The organism is Catellatospora paridis (assembly GCF_009720365.1).
GTDB lineage: Bacteria > Actinomycetota > Actinomycetes > Mycobacteriales > Micromonosporaceae > Catellatospora > Catellatospora paridis.
The window spans coordinates 1-19,354 of the sequence record NZ_WBZD01000043.1 but is presented as its reverse complement, the minus strand read 5'-3'; the positions used below and the strand labels follow the sequence as shown (position 1 = coordinate 19,354).

15 protein-coding genes are annotated in these 19,354 nt (G+C 71.1%); 8 read left to right on the top strand and 7 right to left on the bottom strand.

Annotated features, from left to right (window positions below; all coding sequences use genetic code 11):
* Nucleotides 1–54: 54 nt before the first annotated feature.
* Together F9C41_RS37920 and F9C41_RS37915 are read left to right on the top strand one after the other, a co-directional pair.
* Nucleotides 55–546, top strand: a complete 492-nt coding sequence (locus F9C41_RS37920) for a ribonuclease FAU-1 family protein (protein WP_155391683.1) — start codon at nt 55–57, stop codon at nt 544–546.
* Nucleotides 547–622: 76 nt separating this feature from the next.
* On the top strand, nt 623–1,492 hold the full coding sequence (locus F9C41_RS37915) for a hypothetical protein (RefSeq protein WP_155391682.1): 870 nt from the start codon (nt 623–625) through the stop codon (nt 1,490–1,492).
* An 87-nt stretch (nt 1,493–1,579) separates the two neighbouring features.
* Here the strand turns inward: F9C41_RS37915 and F9C41_RS37910 are convergent, their stop codons facing one another.
* Entirely contained in the window at nt 1,580–2,869 is a 1,290-nt protein-coding gene (locus F9C41_RS37910; protein WP_155391681.1) for an APC family permease, read from the bottom strand.
* A gap of 70 nt (nt 2,870–2,939) precedes the next feature.
* Here F9C41_RS37910 and F9C41_RS37905 point away from each other — a divergent pair, with 70 nt between their 5' ends.
* Nucleotides 2,940–3,914 (top strand): GlxA family transcriptional regulator, encoded by a 975-nt coding sequence (locus tag F9C41_RS37905; protein ID WP_155391680.1) that lies wholly within the window; start codon nt 2,940–2,942, stop codon nt 3,912–3,914.
* A gap of 54 nt (nt 3,915–3,968) precedes the next feature.
* Nucleotides 3,969–4,715, top strand: a complete 747-nt coding sequence (locus F9C41_RS37900) for an alpha/beta hydrolase (RefSeq protein ID WP_155391679.1) — start codon at nt 3,969–3,971, stop codon at nt 4,713–4,715.
* A 104-nt stretch (nt 4,716–4,819) separates the two neighbouring features.
* On the opposite strand, the gene F9C41_RS37895 is transcribed toward F9C41_RS37900, so the two are convergent.
* The 4 genes from F9C41_RS37895 to F9C41_RS37880 form a co-directional block, all read right to left on the bottom strand.
* A complete protein-coding gene (locus tag F9C41_RS37895) occupies nt 4,820–5,386 on the bottom strand; it encodes a GNAT family N-acetyltransferase (protein WP_155391678.1) in 567 nt (188 codons plus the stop codon).
* A 98-nt stretch (nt 5,387–5,484) separates the two neighbouring features.
* Nucleotides 5,485–6,348, bottom strand: coding sequence for a hypothetical protein (locus F9C41_RS37890; protein WP_155391677.1), 864 nt, complete (start codon nt 6,346–6,348; stop codon nt 5,485–5,487).
* Between the two features lie 367 nt (nt 6,349–6,715).
* Nucleotides 6,716–7,135, bottom strand: coding sequence for a hypothetical protein (locus tag F9C41_RS37885; protein ID WP_155391676.1), 420 nt, complete (start codon nt 7,133–7,135; stop codon nt 6,716–6,718).
* 151 nt (nt 7,136–7,286) lie between these two features.
* On the bottom strand, nt 7,287–9,032 hold the full coding sequence (locus F9C41_RS37880) for a glycosyl hydrolase family 18 protein (RefSeq protein WP_230690318.1): 1,746 nt from the start codon (nt 9,030–9,032) through the stop codon (nt 7,287–7,289).
* Between the two features lie 202 nt (nt 9,033–9,234).
* Here F9C41_RS37880 and F9C41_RS37875 point away from each other — a divergent pair, with 202 nt between their 5' ends.
* Complete coding sequence (locus tag F9C41_RS37875; protein ID WP_155391796.1) at nt 9,235–10,056, top strand: Sir2 family NAD-dependent protein deacetylase; 822 nt, start codon at nt 9,235–9,237, stop codon at nt 10,054–10,056.
* Nucleotides 10,057–10,126: 70 nt separating this feature from the next.
* On the opposite strand, the gene F9C41_RS37870 is transcribed toward F9C41_RS37875, so the two are convergent.
* Complete coding sequence (locus F9C41_RS37870) at nt 10,127–11,389, bottom strand: FAD-binding protein (RefSeq protein ID WP_155391675.1); 1,263 nt, start codon at nt 11,387–11,389, stop codon at nt 10,127–10,129.
* 205 nt (nt 11,390–11,594) lie between these two features.
* The gene (locus tag F9C41_RS37865; RefSeq protein ID WP_155391674.1) at nt 11,595–13,001 is read right to left on the bottom strand and encodes a GH1 family beta-glucosidase; all 1,407 of its coding nucleotides are present in this window, start codon (nt 12,999–13,001) and stop codon (nt 11,595–11,597) included.
* Between the two features lie 292 nt (nt 13,002–13,293).
* On the opposite strand from F9C41_RS37865, the gene F9C41_RS37860 reads away from it, so the two are divergent.
* The 3 genes from F9C41_RS37860 to F9C41_RS37850 all read left to right on the top strand — a co-directional run.
* Entirely contained in the window at nt 13,294–16,785 is a 3,492-nt protein-coding gene (locus F9C41_RS37860; protein ID WP_155391673.1) for a discoidin domain-containing protein, read from the top strand.
* 242 nt (nt 16,786–17,027) lie between these two features.
* The gene (locus F9C41_RS37855) at nt 17,028–18,080 is read left to right on the top strand and encodes a LacI family DNA-binding transcriptional regulator (RefSeq protein WP_155391672.1); all 1,053 of its coding nucleotides are present in this window, start codon (nt 17,028–17,030) and stop codon (nt 18,078–18,080) included.
* A gap of 297 nt (nt 18,081–18,377) precedes the next feature.
* The coding region (locus tag F9C41_RS37850) for an ABC transporter substrate-binding protein (protein WP_230690316.1) at nt 18,378–19,354 on the top strand (977 nt) is incomplete at its 3' end.

Genomic DNA, 19,354 nt, shown 5'->3' with positions numbered 1-19,354 from the left:
AGATCATTCTGGCGGGCTCGGGAACCGGCCCGCGGCGGGCAGGGGAGTAGGACCATGGGGCAGGCGCTGGCCGCGGGCGGCCGGATCGAGGTGCTCCTGCTCAAGGAGGGCCGGGAGAAGATCCGCTACACCGCGGACGTGCTCGCCGACGACGGCGCGCACCTCGTGGTCCGGGCGCCGTGGGCGGGCACGCAGGCCCGCGACTTCGGCTTCGTACGCTTCGGGCAGGGTGACGTCTTCACCGAGCACTTCTGGCGCGACCGCTGGTACGCCGTCAAGGAGGTCCGTGACGCGTCCGGCGTCCGCAAAGGCTGGTACTGCGACGTGGCCCGCCCGGCGGTGCTCCGCGGCGGCGTGCTGGAGGTCGAGGACCTCGACCTCGACCTGTGGGTGCCCGCGGACGGCAGTGCGCCGCTGCGCCTGGACGAGGACGAGTTCCTCGCCAGCGGGCTGACCGAACGCGAACCCGATACCGCGGCGCGGGCCTGGCAGGCGCTGGACGAGCTGGCGGAACTGGCCGCCGGCGGCTTCGCCGACCTGGGCTGACGCCGCGCCGGCGGGTGTGGGCGAAAAGTTGCCCGAGGGTCGGGAACCGAACCGCGACCGGCGCGGTCACAGGGGCATGAAGGCTACGACTCTAGGACTGCGGGTGGCGCTCGCGTCGCTCGTGCTGCTGGCTGCCGGGTGTGGGCGTCCGACCGACGCCGCCGACGGCGAGGGCGGCGGCTTCTCGTTCCCCGGTGGCGACACGGTCGCGCTGCGCGTGGACCACGTCGGCGGCTTCGTGCCCGCGACGGTCAACCTGACCCGGCTCCCGGCGGTCAGTGTGTACGCGGACGGCCGTGTGATCACCCAGGGTCCCACCACCATGGAGTATCCGGGCCGCGCGCTGCCCAACATCCAGGTGCGCCGGATCTCCAGCGGCGACGTGCAGTCGCTGGTCGCCAAGGCGCTGCGGGCGGGCGTCGGCCAGCCGACCGACCTCGGCACCCCGGGCGTCACCGACCTGCCGAACACCCGGATCGTCGTCACCACCGCCGACGGCGTCAAGAAGACCGAGGCGTACGCGCTGCTCGACGACATGACCAACGCCGGGCTGACCCCCGCCCAGGAGCAGGCGCGGCGCAAGCTGCTGGACCTGATCAAGGAGCTGACCGACCTGGACACCTCGCTCGGCGCCGGCAAGGTCGGCCCGGTCGAGCAGTACACCCCGACCAAGGTCGCGGCCGTCGCCGCCGCGTGGCAGGACCCGGGCGCGGGCGTCGACGCCGGCCCCGCTGTGGCCTGGCCCGGCCCGGCGCTGCCCGGCGCCTCGCTGGGCGAGGGCCTGAGCCTGGGCTGTGTGGTGGCCGACAAGGAGGCACCCGCGGTGCTCGCGGCCGCGGCCAAGGCGACCGCGATCACCAAGTGGACCTCGGGCGGCAAGGACTGGACCGTCACCCTGCGCCCGCTGCTGCCCGACGAGACCGGCTGCGAGTCGCTCGGCAAGTGACCGAGCCGCCCGCGGCCCGATGACGAAGCTCCGTCCACGCTGCCTCCCCGGCGCGGACGGAGCTTCGCCCAGGTGGGCGGTCGGCCGTCAAGGCCGGGTGATGCGGTGGCGGTGGTAGAGGAGGGCACCGGCGGTCAGGACCAGGGGCCAGAGCAGATACCAGCCGGTGGTGGCCAGCAGGCCGACGACCGCGATCAACGCGACCATCGCGTGCTTGCGGGCGGCCGAGCCGCGCGGCAGCAGCCGCAGCGCCGACGCGGCACCCAGGGCGTACACCGCGACGAACGCCCCGGTGGACAGCAGAACCAGCGGCTCCGCTCCGGTGCCGGTCAGCGCGACCACGGCCATGGACACCGCGGACAGGCCCGAGATGACGGCGAGGCTGCGCCGGGGCACGTCACCGGCGGTCGCGCCGCGGGCCAGCCAGGCGGGCAGCGCACCGTCGCGGCCCAGCGCCGCACCGAGCTTGGCGGCACTGCCGTAGTAGGCGTTCATGGTGCCGAAGGTCAGCAGCAGCGCGGCCGCCGCGGCCAGTGCGCTCGCCGGCCCGCCGAGCCCGATCGCCAGCAGCCGGGCCAGCGGCGCGTCCGCGGTGGCGTCCGGGCCGAGCACCAGGATGCCCGCCCCGGCCACGGCCAGGTACAGCACGCCGACGACCGCGACCGCGATGGCGGCGGCGCGGGGGAGGTCGCGTTCAGGCCGCCGGAAGTCCGCGGCCAGATGCGTGATCGCCTCCCAGCCGGCGAAGCTCCACACCAGCAGCGCGGCCGCAGGCACGACGGCGAGCCAGCCGTGCGGCGCGAACGGCCGCAGGTTGGCGGTGTCGCCGTGCGGAGCGGCGCTGATCACGGCGGTCAGCAGCAGCGCGACCAGCAGCACCGCGAGCACCAGCTGGACGCGGCCGGAGACGGTGACCCCGAAGACGTTGGTGACGGTGACCGCGAGCATCAGCACGGCCGCGGTGAGCAGCACGGTGCGCTGCCCGCCGCCGAGCGCGGCCTCGACGTACGCCCCGGCGAACATGGCGGCGGCGGGGGCCCCGGCGGGCACCGCGAAGTAGAAGCACCAGCCGATCGCCCCGGCGGCCCGGGGTCCGAAGGCGAGCCGGACGTAGGTGGAGACGCCGCCCGCGTCGGGGTGGCGGGCGCCGAGCGCGGCGAAGGTCATGGCCAGCGGGATGGACAGCAGCACCAGGCCCAGCCAGGCGATCAGCGAGGCGGGTCCGGCGGTCTGGGCGGCCAGCGCGGGTAGCGCGATGACGCCGGTGCCGAGCACCGCGCCGACGTAGAGCGCCGCGCCCTGGGCCGTGGTGAGCCGTCCGGCGTGCGGGTGAGTGGCTGCAGTGGGTGCCTGCGGCCGGTGGAGGGTCTCGGTCATGGTTAGAGCGTGTCCTGTCCGGGGTGATCACAACAGTGGCAGGAATGCCGCAGTGCGATAGGATCCTGCCATGAAGCGGCACGTGGTCGCCCTGGCCCTGACCGACGACATCCCGGTGTTCGAGCTGGCGGTGCCGTGCGAGGTGTTCGGCATCGACCGCTCCGACCTGGTGGATCCCTGGTATGAGCTACGCCTGTGTGCCGCCGAGCCCGGCCTGCTGTCGGTGCGCGGCGGGCTGACCGTGCAGCCGAAGTACGGCCTGGAAGGGCTCGACGACGCCGACACGGTGATCATTCCCGCCTGCAACCGGATGGTGCAGTGCGGGCCCCCGCCGGCCGTCGTCGAGGCGGTGCGCCGGGCGCACGCCCGCGGCGCGCGCATCGCCTCCATCTGCAGCGGCGCATACGTGCTGGCCGCGGCCGGCCTGCTCGACGGGCGGCGGGCCACCACGCACTGGATGAACATCGTCGACTTCGCCAACCGCTTCCCCGAGGTGAAGGTCGACCAGGAGGTGCTCTACGTCGACGAGGGCGACGTGCTCACTTCGGCGGGCACCGGATCCGCCATCGACCTGTGCCTGCACCTGGTGCGCAACGACTTCGGCGCGGCGGTGGCCAACGAGGTGGCCCGGCGCATGGTGGTGCCGCCGCACCGCGAGGGCGGCCAGGCGCAGTTCGCCCACCCGCTGGCGCGCGGCGAGGCCAAGTCGGAGATCGCGCCCGTGCTCGACTGGGCCCGCGACCGCCTCGACCAGCCGCTGACCGTGGCCGACCTGGCGAGGCAGGCGCAGCTGAGCCCGCGGACGTTCGCCCGCCGGTTCCGCGACAACCTCGGGGTCAGCCCGCTGCAGTGGGTCCTCGAGCAGCGCATCCGCCGGGCACAGGAGCTGCTGGAGACCACCGACGAGCCGGTGGAGCGCATCGCCTGGCGCACCGGCTTCGGTTCGGCGGTCAACATGCGCCAGCACTTCCGCCGGTTCACCTCGATCTCCCCGCAGACCTACCGCCAGACGTTCCGCCGCCGGGCGTGCGCAGATAACAGTTAGGAAACTTTAGGAAAGGACCCCACGGGATCACGTACCCACCGGATCGAGGTGGGTATGAGGACAACGTGGAGAACGGCCGCGCTGGTGGCGCTGGCCGCGATGGTGATCGGCACTGGCGCCTGTGGCGGGGAGCAGCCCGCGTCGCCGCCCGACCCGGCCGCGGCCGCGCGCCAGCGGGTGATCGACGACGCCGATGCGCCCTGCGTCAGCGACCGCGGCCAGCTCGTCGCGATCGAGAACGCCAAGCACGACCTGACCGCCGCGTGGCAGACCGGGCAGGGCGAGACCGGCGTGGTGCTGCTGCACCAGGCCGACGCCGGGTTGTGCCAGTGGTCGAGCTTCGCCGCGCTGGTGACCGGCAAGGGCCACCGGGCGCTGGCGGTGGACGTCGACTCCCGCGACGCGGTCGAGTTCGCGCAGGCGGCGGTGGCACACCTGCGCGCCACCGGAGCCAAGCGGGTCTTCGTCGTCGGGGCGTCGCGCGGCGGCACCATCGCCCTGGCCGCGGCTGCGGGGGTGACCCCGCCGGTGAACGGCGTGGTCAGCCTGTCCGCGCCGACCGTGTACGACGCCGACGCCCGCACCGCCGTGGCCAAGCTGGCCGTGCCGGTCATCATCGCGGCCGGGGCCAACGAGGCCCGGTTCGCCGACGCCGCCCGGGAACTGCACGGGCTGTCGGTCTCGACGAACAAGAAGCTGCTGCTGCCGGCGTCCTCCTACCACGGCGTCGGACTGCTCGACGACGCCATGAACACGCTGCTGCTGGCCTTCCTGACCGACCCGGCAGCCGCCACCGCGTAGCACCGGCAGGCGGCCGGCCGGATCGGCGGACCGGCCGGCCGCCACCGGCCCTGCCGGCTCGGACCGGGCCGCCCGGGGGACGGGAGCCCGCGGCGGGCGGTGCTTCAGCGGGCGGCCCGGTCCTGCGCCCACTGCTCGTGGCGCAGTTCGTACTCCACGTCGCCGTGCTCGCCGCCCTCGATCTGGTCCGGCCAGTCGAGGAAGAACGTGCGCAGGAAGCGCAGGCCGGTCTTCTCCATCACCCGCCGCGAGCCGGTGTTGACCGTCATCGTGTTCGCGGTGACCCGGCGCATGCCCAGCTCGGTGAAGCCGTTGTCGACCAGCGCCCGCGACCCCTCGGTGGCGTATCCGCGGCCCCAGGCCTCCCGCCGGAGCCGGTAGCCCAGCTCGGCGGTGCCCGGCTCGTCCGGTTCGGCGGTCAGCGCGAACCAGCCCAGGAACGCCCCCGTCGCCTTCTCGATCGCCGCCCACCGGCCGAAACCGGGGACCTCGTCGTACTGGGCGAGGAACCGGGGGAGCAGCTCGTCGCGGATCTCCGCGCGGGGCGTGGGCCTGCCGCCGTTGATGAACCGGGTGACCGCCGGGTCGGCGTCGAGGTCGTACAGCGCGTCCACGTCATCGGCGGTGAACCGGCGCAGGATCAGCCGCGACGTCTCCAGGTAGCTCGCCACCGGCGCATCCTCGCATACGCGCGGCATGACGCGCCTCGAGAAATAGCGACGGCCGCGTCCCGGTGGCGGGACGCGGCCGTCCAGGCCGGGCAGGATGATCAGGAGAGCATCTTCTTGACCGCGGCGTCGATCGAGGCGCTGTCCGGCGACGCGTACGACTTCAGCGTCTCCTTGCTGTAGGTCAGGAAGGACGGGCAGCGGTTGGCCGGTGCGTTGACGGTGCCGCCGTCGCCGATCTTCTCGCCGGTCCTGGCGTTGTGGAAGGTCAGCGAGTAGCGCGAGGACAGGTAGTCCACGGTCAGCTTCGTGCCGTCGCTGGCCTTGATGGGGCACTTCTGCCCGGCGGCCTCGCTGCCCTCGACGTAGCTCAGGCAGCCGACGACGCTCACCTGCGCGTAGTCCGCGGACTTCGCGTAGTAGGACGCCCGCGAGTCGAGGGACTTGGAGCTCCAGCTGGTCAGCCGGGTCGGGCTGTTGCCGAAGACGTACGCCTTGGCCGAGGCCGGGGTGGTGTACTCGGCCGCGTTGAGGATCGCGCCGCCCTGGCACACGTCGCCGAAGTCGCTGGAGGAGTCCGCGGTGATCGCGTTGTTGTTGCCCGGCGGCGGGGCCGCCGCGGACGTCCCGGGTGCCGAGGAGCGCGTGGGCGTGGTCGGGGTGACCGGGTCGTCGTCGGCGTTGACGAGCAGTGCGACGCCGACCCCGCACAGGAGCAGCAGCAGCACCACGACACCGGCGACGATGCCGATGATGAGGCCCTTCTTGGACTTGGCCGGCGGCTGCTGCGCGTAGCCGGGCTGCCCGTAGGGCTGTTGGCCGTAGGCCGGCTGGCCGCCGTACGGCTGGTGCCCCGGCGCGCCGTACGGCTGCGCGGGCGGAGGAGAGACCGGCTGCGCGTACGGGTCGCTCGGGGGGCCGTACGGGTCGGGCTGGCCGGGAGGCTGGGCGTAGGGGTCGCTCACGTGTGGATCCATTCACCTGATCTGCGGGGTTCAAACCAACGACTGAGCACCGTAGGCCCCGCGCGCCATCGACGCGATGCGGTGGAGGTGTCGCCGCGGCGGGCGGTCGCGGGGGGAGGGCGGCGGCGACCGGCCCGGCATGCCACCGGAACGCCCTCCTCAGCGGCAGTGCATGCACAGGTCATCGGCTTGCCGCACACGCGGCTCGGTCGAGATGGGACATGCCCGCTCGACCCGTCGGCACTGTTCCTGACCGTGGTTCGCGGAGCTGGCGAAAAGTGTCAGAGATCACGTGATGCAGGTCGGTTTCTTCCACTCCGTGGGACGCCGGTCCCACGGCGGATCAAGCGGTCACCGTCCGGACCGGTCAGTTGCCCCAGGGCTTGAGCGAGCCGGTCGCCTCGCCGCACATGGCGCTCACCCAGCCGGCGGGCTGGCCGTAGTAGTTCGTGCTCTGACCGGCGTGGTTGCCCTCGTCGTCGATCAGCGCATCATAGGGCCCGAAGAACTCGGCACCCTCCGCGCTGGTGAAGGTGCACCGCACGACGCTGCCCGGCGCGAAGTTCTCCAGCCGCACGCTGACGAAGGCGCAGGACGATCCGGGGCAGTTGTCGTTGCGCGGGTGCGCGCCCTTCACCACGGCGACCGACGGGGACGGTGAGAACGGCGGCCACTTCACCGCGGCGGCAAGCGACAGGTACGCCAGGACGGTGCCCAGGACCGTGGCCACGATGGTGACGATCGTGCTGGTGCGCTTCAGCGGGGCCGGGGATTCCGCGGTCGACATCGGCTACTCCTGGTGACGAAGGGCTGCCGAGATGGTACGCAAGCGCCTGCGCCGACCGTTCGGCCAGGTGGTCCGTCCACCGGGGACGGGAGAGCGGCAGGCGCCCCGTGGGAAAGGCGCCTGCCGCTCCGATGTGGTGGGACGAAACGCGTCAGCCGAGGCCGTTGCGCATGGCGGTGATCAGTTCACCGTTGGTGGTGTCGCCGGACAGCTCCCAGAAGAAGCCGCCGCCGAGGCCCTGGCTGTTGGCGTACGACATCTTGCCGTTGATGGTCGACGGGGTGTCGTAGCTCCACCAGTTGCTGCCGCACTTGGCGTATGCCGTGCCCGCGACGGTGCCGGTGGTCGGGCAGCTGTTCTTGAGGACCTTGTAGTCCTCGATGCCCGCCTCATAGGTGCCCGGCGCCGCCCCGGTGGCCGTGCCGCCCGGCCCGGCCTGGGTGACGCCGGTCCAGCCGCGGCCGTAGAAGCCGATGCCGAGCAGCAGTTTCGCCGACGGCACCCCCTTGCTCTTGAGTTTCTGGATGGCCGCGTCCGAGTAGAACCCGGGCGTCGGGATGCCGGAGTACGAGGTCAGCGGCGAGTGCGGGGCGGTGGGGCCCTGCGCGGCGAACGCACCGAAGTAGTCGTACGTCATCACGTTGTACCAGTTCAGGTACTGCGCCGCGGCGTTGTAGTCGGTCGCGTCGATCTTGCCGCCGTTGGTGCCGTCCGCGGTGATCGCGGCGGTGACCAGGTAGCTGCTGCCGAACCTGTTGCGCAGGGCCTGCGACACGTTGCGGAAGGCCAGCGCCCCGCTGCTGTCACAGGACAGGCCACAGGCGTTCGGGTACTCCCAGTCGATGTCGATGCCGTCGAAGACATCCGCCCAGCGCGGGTCCTCGACCAGGTTGTAGCAGCTGTTCGCGAACGCGGTCGGGTTCTGCGCGGCCTGGGTGAAACCGCCGGACCAGGTCCAGCCGCCGAACGACCACAGGACCTTGATGTTCGGGTACTGCCGCTTGAGCTTGCGCAGCTGGTTGAAGCTGCCGCGCAGCGCGCCCGCGTCCCAGGTGTCGGCGACGCCGTCCACGCTCTCGGCCGCGGTGTAGGCGCGGTCGTAGTCGGCGTAGGAGTCACCGATCACGCACTGGCCGTTGGTCACGTTGCCGAACGCGTAGTTGATGTGCGTCAGTTTGCCGGCCGACGCGCTCGTGGCGATGTTCTTGACGTGGTAGTTGCGCTGGTAGACGCCCCAGTTCACGAAATAGCCGAGCAGCTTCTTGCCGCCGGGCGGGGCGGTCGGGCCGGACGGGGACGGCTGCGGCGGCGAGGACGAGGGGGAGGAGGAGGCGCTGGGCCGCGGCGAGCTGGGCGCGACGGTCGGGGTCGGCGGGTTGCTGGGCGGGGTGCCGGGGCCGTCCAGGGAGAAGTCGTCGGCCTGGTACGCGGACAGGCCGTACCAGCCGTGCACGTTGACGGTCAGCGACGTCTGCCCGGCGGCCGTGGTGAGGTTCAGGCTGAGCTTGGTCCAGGCGTTGGCCGCGGCGGGGTTCCAGGTCTCGGTGCCGCCGGTGTAGCCGAGGTAGACGTAGCCGCCACCGCCGCGCACCCAGGCGCTGAGCACGTATGCGGTGTTGGGCAGCACGGTGACGGTCTGGCTGCACTGGGCGTGGTTTCCGGCGCTCGGGGAGCCCTGCAGGGCTCGGGTGCCGGCGTGCACGGGGGTCGTGACGACGCTGCCGAGCCCGGCGCTGCAGCTCCACGGGGACAGGCTGCCGGTCTCCAGGCCCGGGTTGGCGATCAGGTTGGCCGCCGAGGCGGCAGAGGAGATGGCCAGTGATGCGCCCATCGCGACGACGGTGGCGGCCGCGGCCGCGAATATCCGGGTGCGAAGGCTCTGAACGGGGCGTTTCATGAGCTACCACCTACCTTGGGGGATGCAGGCTGACTTCATGTAATCGCCAACATAAATTAAACAAACCTAATAGTAAAGACGGTCATCAATGATCTATTGCGCCGCGCTGCGACCGTGACACCCGCCGCTGGTCGCGGGCCGGGCACCGAGGCAGCATGGCAGGGTGCATGCCACGAAAGAGCGCGTCGCGGAGCTCGCCGCGATGATGGCCGAGGGCGGCGTCGCCGTCCTCAGCGGTGCCGGATTGTCCACCGAGTCCGGCATTCCCGACTATCGCGGGCCGGATGGCGTGCAGCGCCGCCACGCCCCCATGACCTATCAGGCGTTCACCCGTGAACCGCAGTCCCGGGTGCGCTACTGGGCGCGCAGCCACCTCGGCTGGCGGACCATCGCGCGCGCCTCGCCCAACACCGGCCACCAGTCCGTCGCGGCGCTCCAGCGGCACGGGCTGCTGTCGGGCATCGTCACCCAGAACGTCGACGGCCTGCACCAGGCCGCGGGGGCCGAGGGCGTCATCGAGCTGCACGGCAGCCTGGATCGGGTGATCTGCCTCGGCTGCGGCGACGTCACCCCGCGCGCCGAGCTGGACCGGCGGCTGCACCGCGTCAACCCGGGCTTCTCGGCCCGGATCACCGCCGTGCACCCCGACGGCGACGTCGAGTTCGGTGACGACGAGCTGGCCGGCTTCGGCACCGTCGACTGCGCAGGCTGCGACGCCGGCATGCTCAAGCCCGACGTGGTCTTCTTCGGCGAAACCGTGCCGCCCACCCGCGTGCAGCAGTGCTTCGACCTGGTCGAACGCTCCCGCCTGCTGCTGGTCCTCGGCTCGTCGCTGACCGTCATGTCCGGCCGCCGCTTCGTCATCCGCGCGGTCAAGCTCGGCATCCCCGTCGCCATCGTCAACCGCGGCGCCACCCGCTCCGACGCCCAGGCCACCCTCACCCTCGACGCCCCCCTAGGTCAGGCCCTCCCCGCCCTCGTCCACCACCTCGCCGGCCACCGCCTCACCGAAACCCTCGCCTGACCCACCCCACCCGCGTCGATCATGAACTTATGGGCAGGTTCGACGGCGTGTCGCTGCCACAAGTTCATGATCAACGGGCGGGGGGAGCAGCTGGCGGCAGGTAGCGGTCGAGGAAGCGGTTGCGGAACTTGGCGGCCGGGTCGAGGCGGGTGGCCAGGGCGGCGAAGGCGGCCAGGCGGGGGTACTGGGCGCGGACCAGGTCGGGGTCGATGCCGAAGACCTTGCCCCAGTGCGGGCGCGCGCCCAGCGGGACCAGGCGGTCCTCGACCGCGGCGACCACCGGCGCGACCGCGGCCTCGTCGGCGATCCAGGTGAAGTGGAACGCGATGCTGTCCCGGCCTTGCGCCGGGCTCAGCCACAGCTCGTCCGCGGCGATGCTGCGGACCTCGGACACCTGCACGACCAGCGCGATCCGGTCGGCGATCTCGTCCAGCGCGGCAAACGCCTCCAACGCCCGCGAGCGCGGCACGAAGTACTCCGACTGCAGCTCGTCGCCCGCACTCGGGGTGAAGTCGAGCCGGAAGTGCGGCAACCGCTCGTGCCACGGGCCGGGCACGCCCTGCTGCGCCGTGCAGTGCAGCGGCGACATGGTGACGATCGGATGCCGCGCGCCGTCGGCGGGTCGCGCCCCGAACAGGTCCGCGCCGAGCGGCTCGGCGTCGGCGCGCTGCTTGAGCCACACCTGCTCGATGTCGGGCCCACGCCAGCGGGTGAACAGGCTGACGCTGTACGCCGCACCGAACACCTCGTCGAAGTGCTCCTCCAGGGCGGCGCGCGGCAGGTGCTCGTACACGTGCTGGCGCACGTCGAAGGTCGGCACGACGTCGAGGTCCAGCGCGGTCACCACCCCGAGCGCGCCGAGCGACACCACGCTGCCCGGCAGCTCGGCCGGGTCGACGGTGACCAGGTCACCGTCTGCGGTGACCAGCTCGATGCCGCGGACCGCGGTGGCCAGGTTGCCGTTGCGGTCGCCGGAGCCGTGGGTGCCCGTGGCGACCGCGCCCGCGATGGAGATGTGCGGCAGCGAACCCAGGTTGTGCAGCGCGTAACCGTGCCGGTGCAGGTACGGCGCGAGCTCGCCGTAGCGGGTGCCCGCCGAGACCCGCACCGTCGAGCGCGCCCGGTCCAGCTCGGCCACCCGCGGCAGCCGAGCGACGGTGACCAGGTCGTACGGGGTGTCCGCGATGCGGTTGAACGAGTGCCCGGTGCCCAGCGCCCGCACGTGGCGCGCCCCCGCGATGGCCGCCCGCAGCTCGTCCACGCTGGACGGCCGATGCAGCCGTGCCGCGCTGAAGGTGACGTTGCCGGCCCAGTTGGTCCCGTCGGTCGCCATGACACGTGAGCCTAGATCACATCCTCCGCCCCGGAGACCACCACCCGGAATCCCGACCCCACCCCGGCGCAACTCTCAAGGAGTCGCGCCGTCAGGACGCCCCTGAAGGCGCGACTCCTTGAGAGTTGCGATGAGAAGGGGGCGGCGTCGCCTGAGAGGTGGCGACGCCGCCCGGTGCTGACACCGTCCCAGCCCCGGGAGGGTGTCAGGCCGCGATGCCGCCGGCGCTGATCACATCGCGGTACCAGTGCGCGCTGTCCTTCAGCAGCCGCTGCTGGGTGTCGTAGTCCACGCGGACGATGCCGAAGCGTTTGCCGTAGCCGAACGCCCATTCGAAGTTGTCCAGCAGCGACCACACGAAGTAGCCGCGCAGGTCGGCCCCGGCGGTCATCGCCTCGTGTGCGGCGGCCAGGTGGGCGCGCAGGTAGGCGATGCGCTCGCCGTCGCGGACCCGGCCGTCGGCGTCGACCTTGTCGTCGTACGCGGCCCCGTTCTCGGTGACGTAGAGCGGCAGGTCCGGGTACCGGCGGTGCACGGCGGTCAGCACGTCGCGCAGGCCGGTCGGGTCGACGGTCCAGCCCATCTCGGTGCGCGGGCCGGGAGTCTGGTGGAAGGTGATGTCCTGGCTGGCCGGATACACCGAGGGCTCCTCGTGCGGCGTTGTCGCGGCGCTGACCAGGTCGGGGGCGTAGTAGTTGACGCCCAGCGCGTCGATCGGCGCGGCGATCACGGCCAGGTCCCCGTCGCGCACGAACGACCAGTCGCTCACGGACGCGGTGTCGGCCACGACGTCGGCCGGGTATACCCCCGTCATGATCGGGTCGAGGTAGATCCGGTTGAGCAGGCCGTCGATGCGGCGGGCGGCGTCGCGGTCGGCGGCCGAATCGGTGAGCGAGCGCACCGCGCCCTGGTTGAGGGCGATGGACACCTGCGCCGACGGCACCGCCGCGCGCAACGCCTGCACGGCCAGGCCGTGTGCCAGCAGCAGATGGTGGGTGGCGAGCAGGCTGTCGGCGGGATTGCGCCGGCCGGGGGCGTGGAAGCCCGCGCCGTAGCCGAGGAAGGCCGAGCACCACGGCTCGTTGAGGGTGCACCACAGCTGCACCCGGTCGCCCAGGCGCGCGGCGACGACGGCGGCGTAGTCGGCGAAGCGCAGCGCGGTGTCGCGGGCGGTCCAGCCGCCGCGGTCCTCCAGCTCCTGCGGCAGGTCCCAGTGGTAGAGGGTGGCCGCGGGCTTGATCCCGGCGGCCAGCAGCTCGTCGACGAGCCGGTCGTAGAAGGCGATGCCGGCCGGGTTCTCCCCGGCGCGCCCGCCCGGCTGCACCCGCGGCCAGGACACCGAGAACCGGTACGCCGACAGCCCGATCTCGCGCATCAGCGCGACGTCGTCGCGGTAGCGGTGGTAGTGGTCCGCGGCGACCTCGCCGGTGTGGCCCTCGGCGACCAGGCCCGGGGTGGCGCAGAAGGTGTCCCAGATCGACGCGGTGCGGCCGTCCTCCGCCACGGCGCCTTCGATCTGGTACGCGGCGGTCGCCGCACCCCACCAGAAGTCGGGGGGAAACCGCAGCTCCTGCGCGGTAGCTGCGGCTGGTGCCTCGGTCTGGGTGGGCATGGGTTCCCTTTCGTGGAAACGGCGGGGGAGCGCGACGGGAAACGCGGTGGAGAGCGCTCTCCGAATGAGTCCCAGGCTCCCGGCAACGGCCCGTCGATGTCAAGAGCGAATGACCGCGAGGCGATGAGGGAATCGACGAGACGGCTTACAAACCAGTCTCATGCGGACAGTTCGGCATAGTCGAGGGTCGCTGTCTTGACAGCGGAGAAATATCGGCGTAACACTCGGAGAGCGCTCTCCACCTCACGGCCCTCCGGCCGGAGCTCTCCCCGTTGCAACAGGTAGGAGCCCCATGACCCCCGTCAGTCACCGCCCGGGTGCGCGGCACATCGCCCGCCGCTGGCGGATAGCCATACCCGTCGCGGTCACCACGGTCATCTCGTCCCTCGCGCTCGTCATCCCCTTCACCAGCGCCAGCGCCGCCGACTCGCTGATCTCGCAGGGCAAGCCCGTCACCGCGTCCTCGGTCCAGGGCGCCGACCTCGCCGCGGCCAACGCCGTGGACGGCAACTCCGGCACCCGCTGGGGCAGCCAGTGGGCCGACCCGCAGTGGATCCGCATCGACCTCGGCCAGACCGCGTCGATCAGCCAGGTGATCCTGGAGTGGGAGGGCGCGTTCGCGCGCTCGTTCCAGATCCAGACCTCGGCCGACGACGTCAACTGGACCCCGATCTACACGACCACCACCGGTCCGGGCGGCACGCAGACCCTCAACGTCACCGGCTCCGGCCGGTACGTGCGCATGTACGGCACGGTGCGCAACGCCGGCTACGGCTACTCGCTGTTCGAGTTCAAGGTGATCGGCTCGTTCGGCCCCGCGCCGAGCCCGAGCAGCAACCCCGGCGCCTGCGGCACCACGAACGTCGCCCAGGGCAAGACCGCCACGACCTCGTCGGTCGAGAACGCGGGCACCCCGGCCTCGGCGGCCGTCGACGGCAACGCCGGCACCCGCTGGTCCAGCCTGTACGCCGACCCGCAGTGGCTGCAGGTCGACCTCGGCAGCACGCAGAGCATCTGCCAGGTCGTGCTGCAGTGGGAGGGCGCGTACGCGACCGCCTTCCAGCTGCAGACCTCGGCCACCGGCACCGGCGGCTGGACGAACATCTACAGCACCACCACCGGCACCGGCGGCACGCAGACCCTCAACGTCGGCGGCTCCGGCCGGTACATCCGGATGTACGGCACCACCCGCGCCAACGGCTACGGCTACTCCCTGTGGGAGTTCAAGGTCTTCACCGGCGGTGTCGTGACGTCCCCGTCGCCCAGCCCGAGCACGCCGACCAGCCCGAGCCCCAGCCCGTCGGGCAACTGGACCACGGTCTGGGAGGAGAACTTCGACGGCGCGGCGAACACCTCGCCGAGCGGGGCGAACTGGCTCATGCGCACCGGCACGCAGTATCCGGGCGGCGCGGCGAACTGGGGGACCGGCGAGGTCGAGACCGCCAGCAACTCCACCGCCAACGTCTACCTCACCGGTGACGGCAAGCTGAACATCAAGGCGATCCGTGACGGCGCGGGCGCGTGGACCTCCGGCCGGCTGGAGACCCAGCGCACCGACTTCGCCCCGCAGCCGGGCGAGCTGCTGCGCTTCTCCGCCGTGATCCAGCAGCCCAACGTGGCCAACGGCCTGGGCTACTGGCCCGCGTTCCGGGCCACCGGCGCCGCCTACCGCGGCAACTTCAACAACTGGCCGGGCGTCGGCGAGACCGACATCATGAGCGGGGTCAACGGCCGCAGCCAGCTGTCGAACACCCTGCACTGCGGCACCGCCCCCGACGGTCCGTGCGGGGAGTACAACGGGCGCACCTCGGGCCTGGCGACCTGCCTCGGCTGCCAGACCGCGTTCCACGAGTACGCGCAGGTCATCGACCGCACCAAGACCGACGAGGAGATCCGCTTCTACCTCGACGGCCGGCAGACCTGGGTCGTGCGGGAGAGCCAGGTCGGCGTCGCTGCCTGGCAGGCCGCCGTGCACCACGGCTTCTACCTGCGGCTCGACCTGGCGATGGGCGGCCTCTACCCGAACGCCGTCGCGGGCGAGACCGTGCCGACCGCGGAGACCACCTCCGGCGGCGTGCTCGCCGTCGACAAGGTGACCGTGTCGAGGCAGACCGGCAGCACCGCGCCGGCGATGACCGACCCGGCGATCCCGGGCGGCCCGAGCGTCGTGCGCATCACCGGCACGCAGGGCAACTGGCAGCTCCAGGTCAACGGTGCGCCGTTCCTGGTCAAGGGCCTCACTTACGGCCCGCCGCAGGGCGCCGCCGACGGTTACATGCGGGACCTGAAGAACATGGGCGTCAACACGATCCGCACCTGGGGTGTGGACGACACGCAGACCCCGGTGCTGCTGAACACCGCGGCCCGGCAGGGCCTCAAGGTGATCGTCGGGCACTGGCTCAACCAGGGCGCGGACTACGTCAACGACACCGCGTACAAGAACAGCGTCAAGGCCGAGATCGTGGCCCGGGTCAACACGCTCAAGAACAACCAGGGCGTGCTGATGTGGGACGTCGGCAACGAGGTGCTGCTCACCATGCAGGACTTCGGGCTGCCGGCCGCGGAGGTCGAGGCGCGCCGCAACGCGTACGCCGCCTTCGTCAACGAGGTCGCCGTGGCGATCCACGCCGCGGACCCCAACCACCCGGTCACCTCGACCGACGCGTGGGTCGGCGCGTGGCCGTACTACAAGAACAACGCGCCCGCGCTGGACGTCTACGGCATCAACTCCTACGGTGCGGTCGGCGGCCTCAAGCAGGCCTGGATCGACGGCGGCTACACCAAGCCGTACGTGCTCACCGAGGGCGGCCCGGACGGTGAGTGGGAGGTGCCCAACGACATCAACGGGGTGCCCCTGGAGCCGACCGACCTGCAGAAGCGGGCGCAGTACACGGCGAGCTGGAACGCGCTGCTCAGCCACCCGGGTGTCGCGCTGGGTGGCACCGAGTTCCACTACGGCCTGGAGAACGACTTCGGCGGCGTATGGCTCAACACGCTGACCGGCGGCTGGCGCCGGCACGGGTGGCACGCGCTCAAGCAGGCCTACAGCGGCACGCCGTCGGCGAACACCCCGCCGGAGATCACCAGCCTGACCCTGTCGAACCAGACCTCGGTCCCCGCGGGCGGCCAGTTCACGCTGTACGTCGGCGCCAGCGACCCGCAGGGCGACCTGCTGCGCTACAACCTGATGTACAGCAACAAGCACATCAACGGCAACCGCGGCTTCGACAACGTGCGGTTTACCCAGCTGGGCGGCAGCAACGAGTTCTCGGTGACCGCGCCGCAGCAGATGGGCGTCTGGAAGATCTACGTGTACGTGTTCGACGGCCACGGCAACGTGGGCATCGAGCAGAAGTCGATCCGGGTCGTCGCGCCGACGGTGCCGGGCACGAACATCGCCCAGGGCCGCCCGGCGACCGCGTCGACGTACCAGCCGACCGGCACCAACGGGCCGCAGCTGCCCTCCTACGCCGTGGACAACAACTACGGCACCCGCTGGGCCAGCGAGTGGCTGACCACGGCGTGGCTCCAGGTGGACCTGGGCTCGGTCAGGACGTTCAACAACGTCCTGCTCGGCTGGGAGGCGGCGTACGCCAAGTCCTACCAGATCCAGGTCTCCAACGACGGGACCAACTGGAACACCGTCTACTCGACCACCGCCGGCAACGGCGGGTTCGACATCCTCCCGGTCACCGCGACCGGCCGCTATGTCCGTATGAACGGCGTGGAACGCGCCACCGCGTACGGCTTCTCACTGTGGGAGTTCGGCGTCTACCAGAGCTGACGCCGGACCGCTCACCGGGTGCGGCGGGTGGAGGCATCGACCCGCCCGCCGCACCATCACCGCTCGCCGTTTCGTGATCACTCGACTTGCCAGGCAGCTGGGCGTATCTTGAAGCGCCATTCGCCCAGCTGCCTGGCATGTCGAGTGATCATGCCCGGCGGCCGCGCCCGGCCCGGGAAACGGCTCAAGTCCACGCAGGTCGGGAGCGGAGAGCGCTCTCCCTTTGTGCTATAAAGACGTTCATGACCAGTGACCAGACGCCGGCACAGCGGCTGCCGACGCTCGAGGACGTCGCCCAGGTGGCGGGCGTGTCCAGGGCCACCGTCTCACGGGTGATCAACAACATCCGCAACGTCGACCCGCAGCTGCACAAGGTCGTCTGGGACGCGGTCACCGCCACCGGCTACGTGCCCAACCGGGCGGCGCGATCATTGGTCACCGGCCGTACGGGCGCGATCGCCCTGGTCGTCTCCGAGGCGGAGAACCGCGCCGCGGACGACCCGTTCCTCGGCCGCTTCTTCTCCGACCCGTTCTTCGGCCGGGTGGTCGGCGGGGTGCTCAGCGTGCTGCGGCCGTCCGGGGTGCACCTGGCACTGGTGCTGGCCGGTGACGAGGACGCCTGCGCCAAGGTCGTCTCGGACGTGCGCCAGGGGCAGGTCGACGGCGTCGTGGTGCTGTCGCTGCACCCGCACGACCCGCTGCCGCAGCTGCTCGCCGACGCGGGCGTGCCCGCGGTCCTGTACGGCCGCCCGGCCGCGCCGATGCCGATCAGCTACGTCGACGTCGCCACCTACCAGGGCGCGAAGCTGGCCGCCGACCATCTCGTCGCGCGCGGTTGCCAGCACGTGGCGACCATCTCCGGCTCGGTGGACATGCCGGCCGGCGTGGACCGCCTCAACGGTTTCCGCGAGGCGATGGCCAAGCAGGGCGTGGCGTACGTGCCGTCCTACGACGGCGGCTTCACCCAGGAGGGCGCCGAGCGCGCGATGGAGCGCCTGCTCACCGAGCACCCCGAGGTGGACGGCGTCTTCGTGGCCAGCGACGTGATGGCCCAGGGCGCGATGATGGTGCTGCGCGACCACGGCAAGTCGGTGCCGGACGACGTCGCCGTCATCGGCTTCGACGACAGCAGCGCGGCCCTGTCCAGCCGCCCTCCGCTGACCACCGTGCGCCAGCCGGTCGAGGACATGGCCGCCGAGATGGCGCGCCTCCTGCTCACCCGCATCGACTCGCGCGCCAACCGCACGACCAGCGTCATCTTCGACCCCGACCTGGTCCAGCGCGCCTCAGCCTGACCCACCCCGCCGCACCGGAAAGCCGTTTCCCGTCGATCATGAACTTATGGCACGGGTCGGCGGTGTGTCGCGCCCACAACTTCATGATCAACTTCTGTTGATCGTATTGATGGGACTGTTGCTACCTGCGCGGATGTCTGTTCCTGTAACAGCACGGCAACTGACTCTTGACAGGACCGGACCGCGGGGCGATGCTCTGGCGTGGGAGAGCGCTCTCCGATAGAGCGCTCTCACGAAGCTCCTCAGCACGTTACCCCAAAAGAACGCACCATCCCTTCCTGTGTTTGGAGGAAAAGCATGCGTCCAGCCCTCAACGGCGGAAGCCTGCGCCGCCGCGCCGTCATGGTCGCGGGCCCGCTGCTCGCGACCGCGCTCGTGCTCGGCACCGCGGCCTGCGGTGGCAGTGACGACCCGGCGAAGCCGGGTGAGAAGGTCAAGCTCACGATCGCGACGTTCGGTGAGTTCGGGTACAAGGACTTGTACAAGGAGTACATGGCCGCGAATCCGAATGTGGAGATCGTGGAGCGGATCACGAAGGCTGAGGATCACCACAAGAACCTGGCCGCGCACCTGGCCACCAACACCGGCGCCGCGGACATCGAGGCGATCGAGGAGGGTTGGGCGGGTCAGTTCACGGCCAACCCGGGCAAGTTCTACAACTGGACCGACTACGGTGCCAACGACATCAAGTCGCAGTGGCCGGCGTGGAAGTGGCAGCAGGGTTCCTCGGCCAAGGGCGAGGTCGTCGGCCTCGGGACTGACGTCGGTGGTATGGCGATGTGCTACCGCCGGGACATCTTCGAGAAGGCGGGCCTGCCGACCGACCGTGAGGCCGTGTCGAAGCTTTGGCCGACGTGGGAGGAGTACATCGCCACGGGCGTGAAGTTCAAGAACGCCAACATCAAGGGCTCCTCCTGGATGGACGGCCCGACGATCATCTACCGTTCGATCCTGGGTCAGCAGCCGGTGGGTATCTACGACGCGGACAAGGTCGTCGTGGAGACCAACCCCGGCGTCAAGAAGGCCTGGGATCTGACGATCGATGCGATCAACAAGGGTCTGTCGGCGAAGATCGCGCCGTGGTCGGCGGACTGGAACGCCGGTATGGCCAAGGGTTCGTTCGTGACGCTGGCGTGCCCGTCGTGGATGATGGCTTACATCCAGAGCCAGGCGAAGGACTCCTCGGGTAAGTGGGACATCGCTGCGGTTCCTGGTGGTGGCGGTAACTGGGGTGGTTCGTTCCTGACGCTGCCCAAGCAGGGTAAGAACGTGCA

Excerpts from the sequence above, each read along its gene's own strand:
- F9C41_RS37865 (WP_155391674.1), bottom strand. The coding sequence starts at position 13,001 with ATGCCCACCCAGACCGAGGCACCAGCCGCAGCTACCGCGCAGGAGCTG.
- F9C41_RS37885 (WP_155391676.1), bottom strand. The coding sequence starts at position 7,135 with ATGTCGACCGCGGAATCCCCGGCCCCGCTGAAGCGCACCAGCACGATC.
- F9C41_RS37910 (WP_155391681.1), bottom strand. The coding sequence starts at position 2,869 with ATGACCGAGACCCTCCACCGGCCGCAGGCACCCACTGCAGCCACTCAC.
- F9C41_RS37870 (WP_155391675.1), bottom strand. The coding sequence starts at position 11,389 with ATGGCGACCGACGGGACCAACTGGGCCGGCAACGTCACCTTCAGCGCG.
- F9C41_RS37920 (WP_155391683.1), top strand. The coding sequence starts at position 55 with ATGGGGCAGGCGCTGGCCGCGGGCGGCCGGATCGAGGTGCTCCTGCTC.
- F9C41_RS37855 (WP_155391672.1), top strand. The coding sequence starts at position 17,028 with ATGACCAGTGACCAGACGCCGGCACAGCGGCTGCCGACGCTCGAGGAC.
- F9C41_RS37880 (WP_230690318.1), bottom strand. The coding sequence starts at position 9,032 with ATGAAACGCCCCGTTCAGAGCCTTCGCACCCGGATATTCGCGGCCGCG.
- F9C41_RS37875 (WP_155391796.1), top strand. The coding sequence starts at position 9,235 with ATGATGGCCGAGGGCGGCGTCGCCGTCCTCAGCGGTGCCGGATTGTCC.
- F9C41_RS37900 (WP_155391679.1), top strand. The coding sequence starts at position 3,969 with ATGAGGACAACGTGGAGAACGGCCGCGCTGGTGGCGCTGGCCGCGATG.
- F9C41_RS37905 (WP_155391680.1), top strand. The coding sequence starts at position 2,940 with ATGAAGCGGCACGTGGTCGCCCTGGCCCTGACCGACGACATCCCGGTG.
- F9C41_RS37860 (WP_155391673.1), top strand. The coding sequence starts at position 13,294 with ATGACCCCCGTCAGTCACCGCCCGGGTGCGCGGCACATCGCCCGCCGC.
- F9C41_RS37915 (WP_155391682.1), top strand. The coding sequence starts at position 623 with ATGAAGGCTACGACTCTAGGACTGCGGGTGGCGCTCGCGTCGCTCGTG.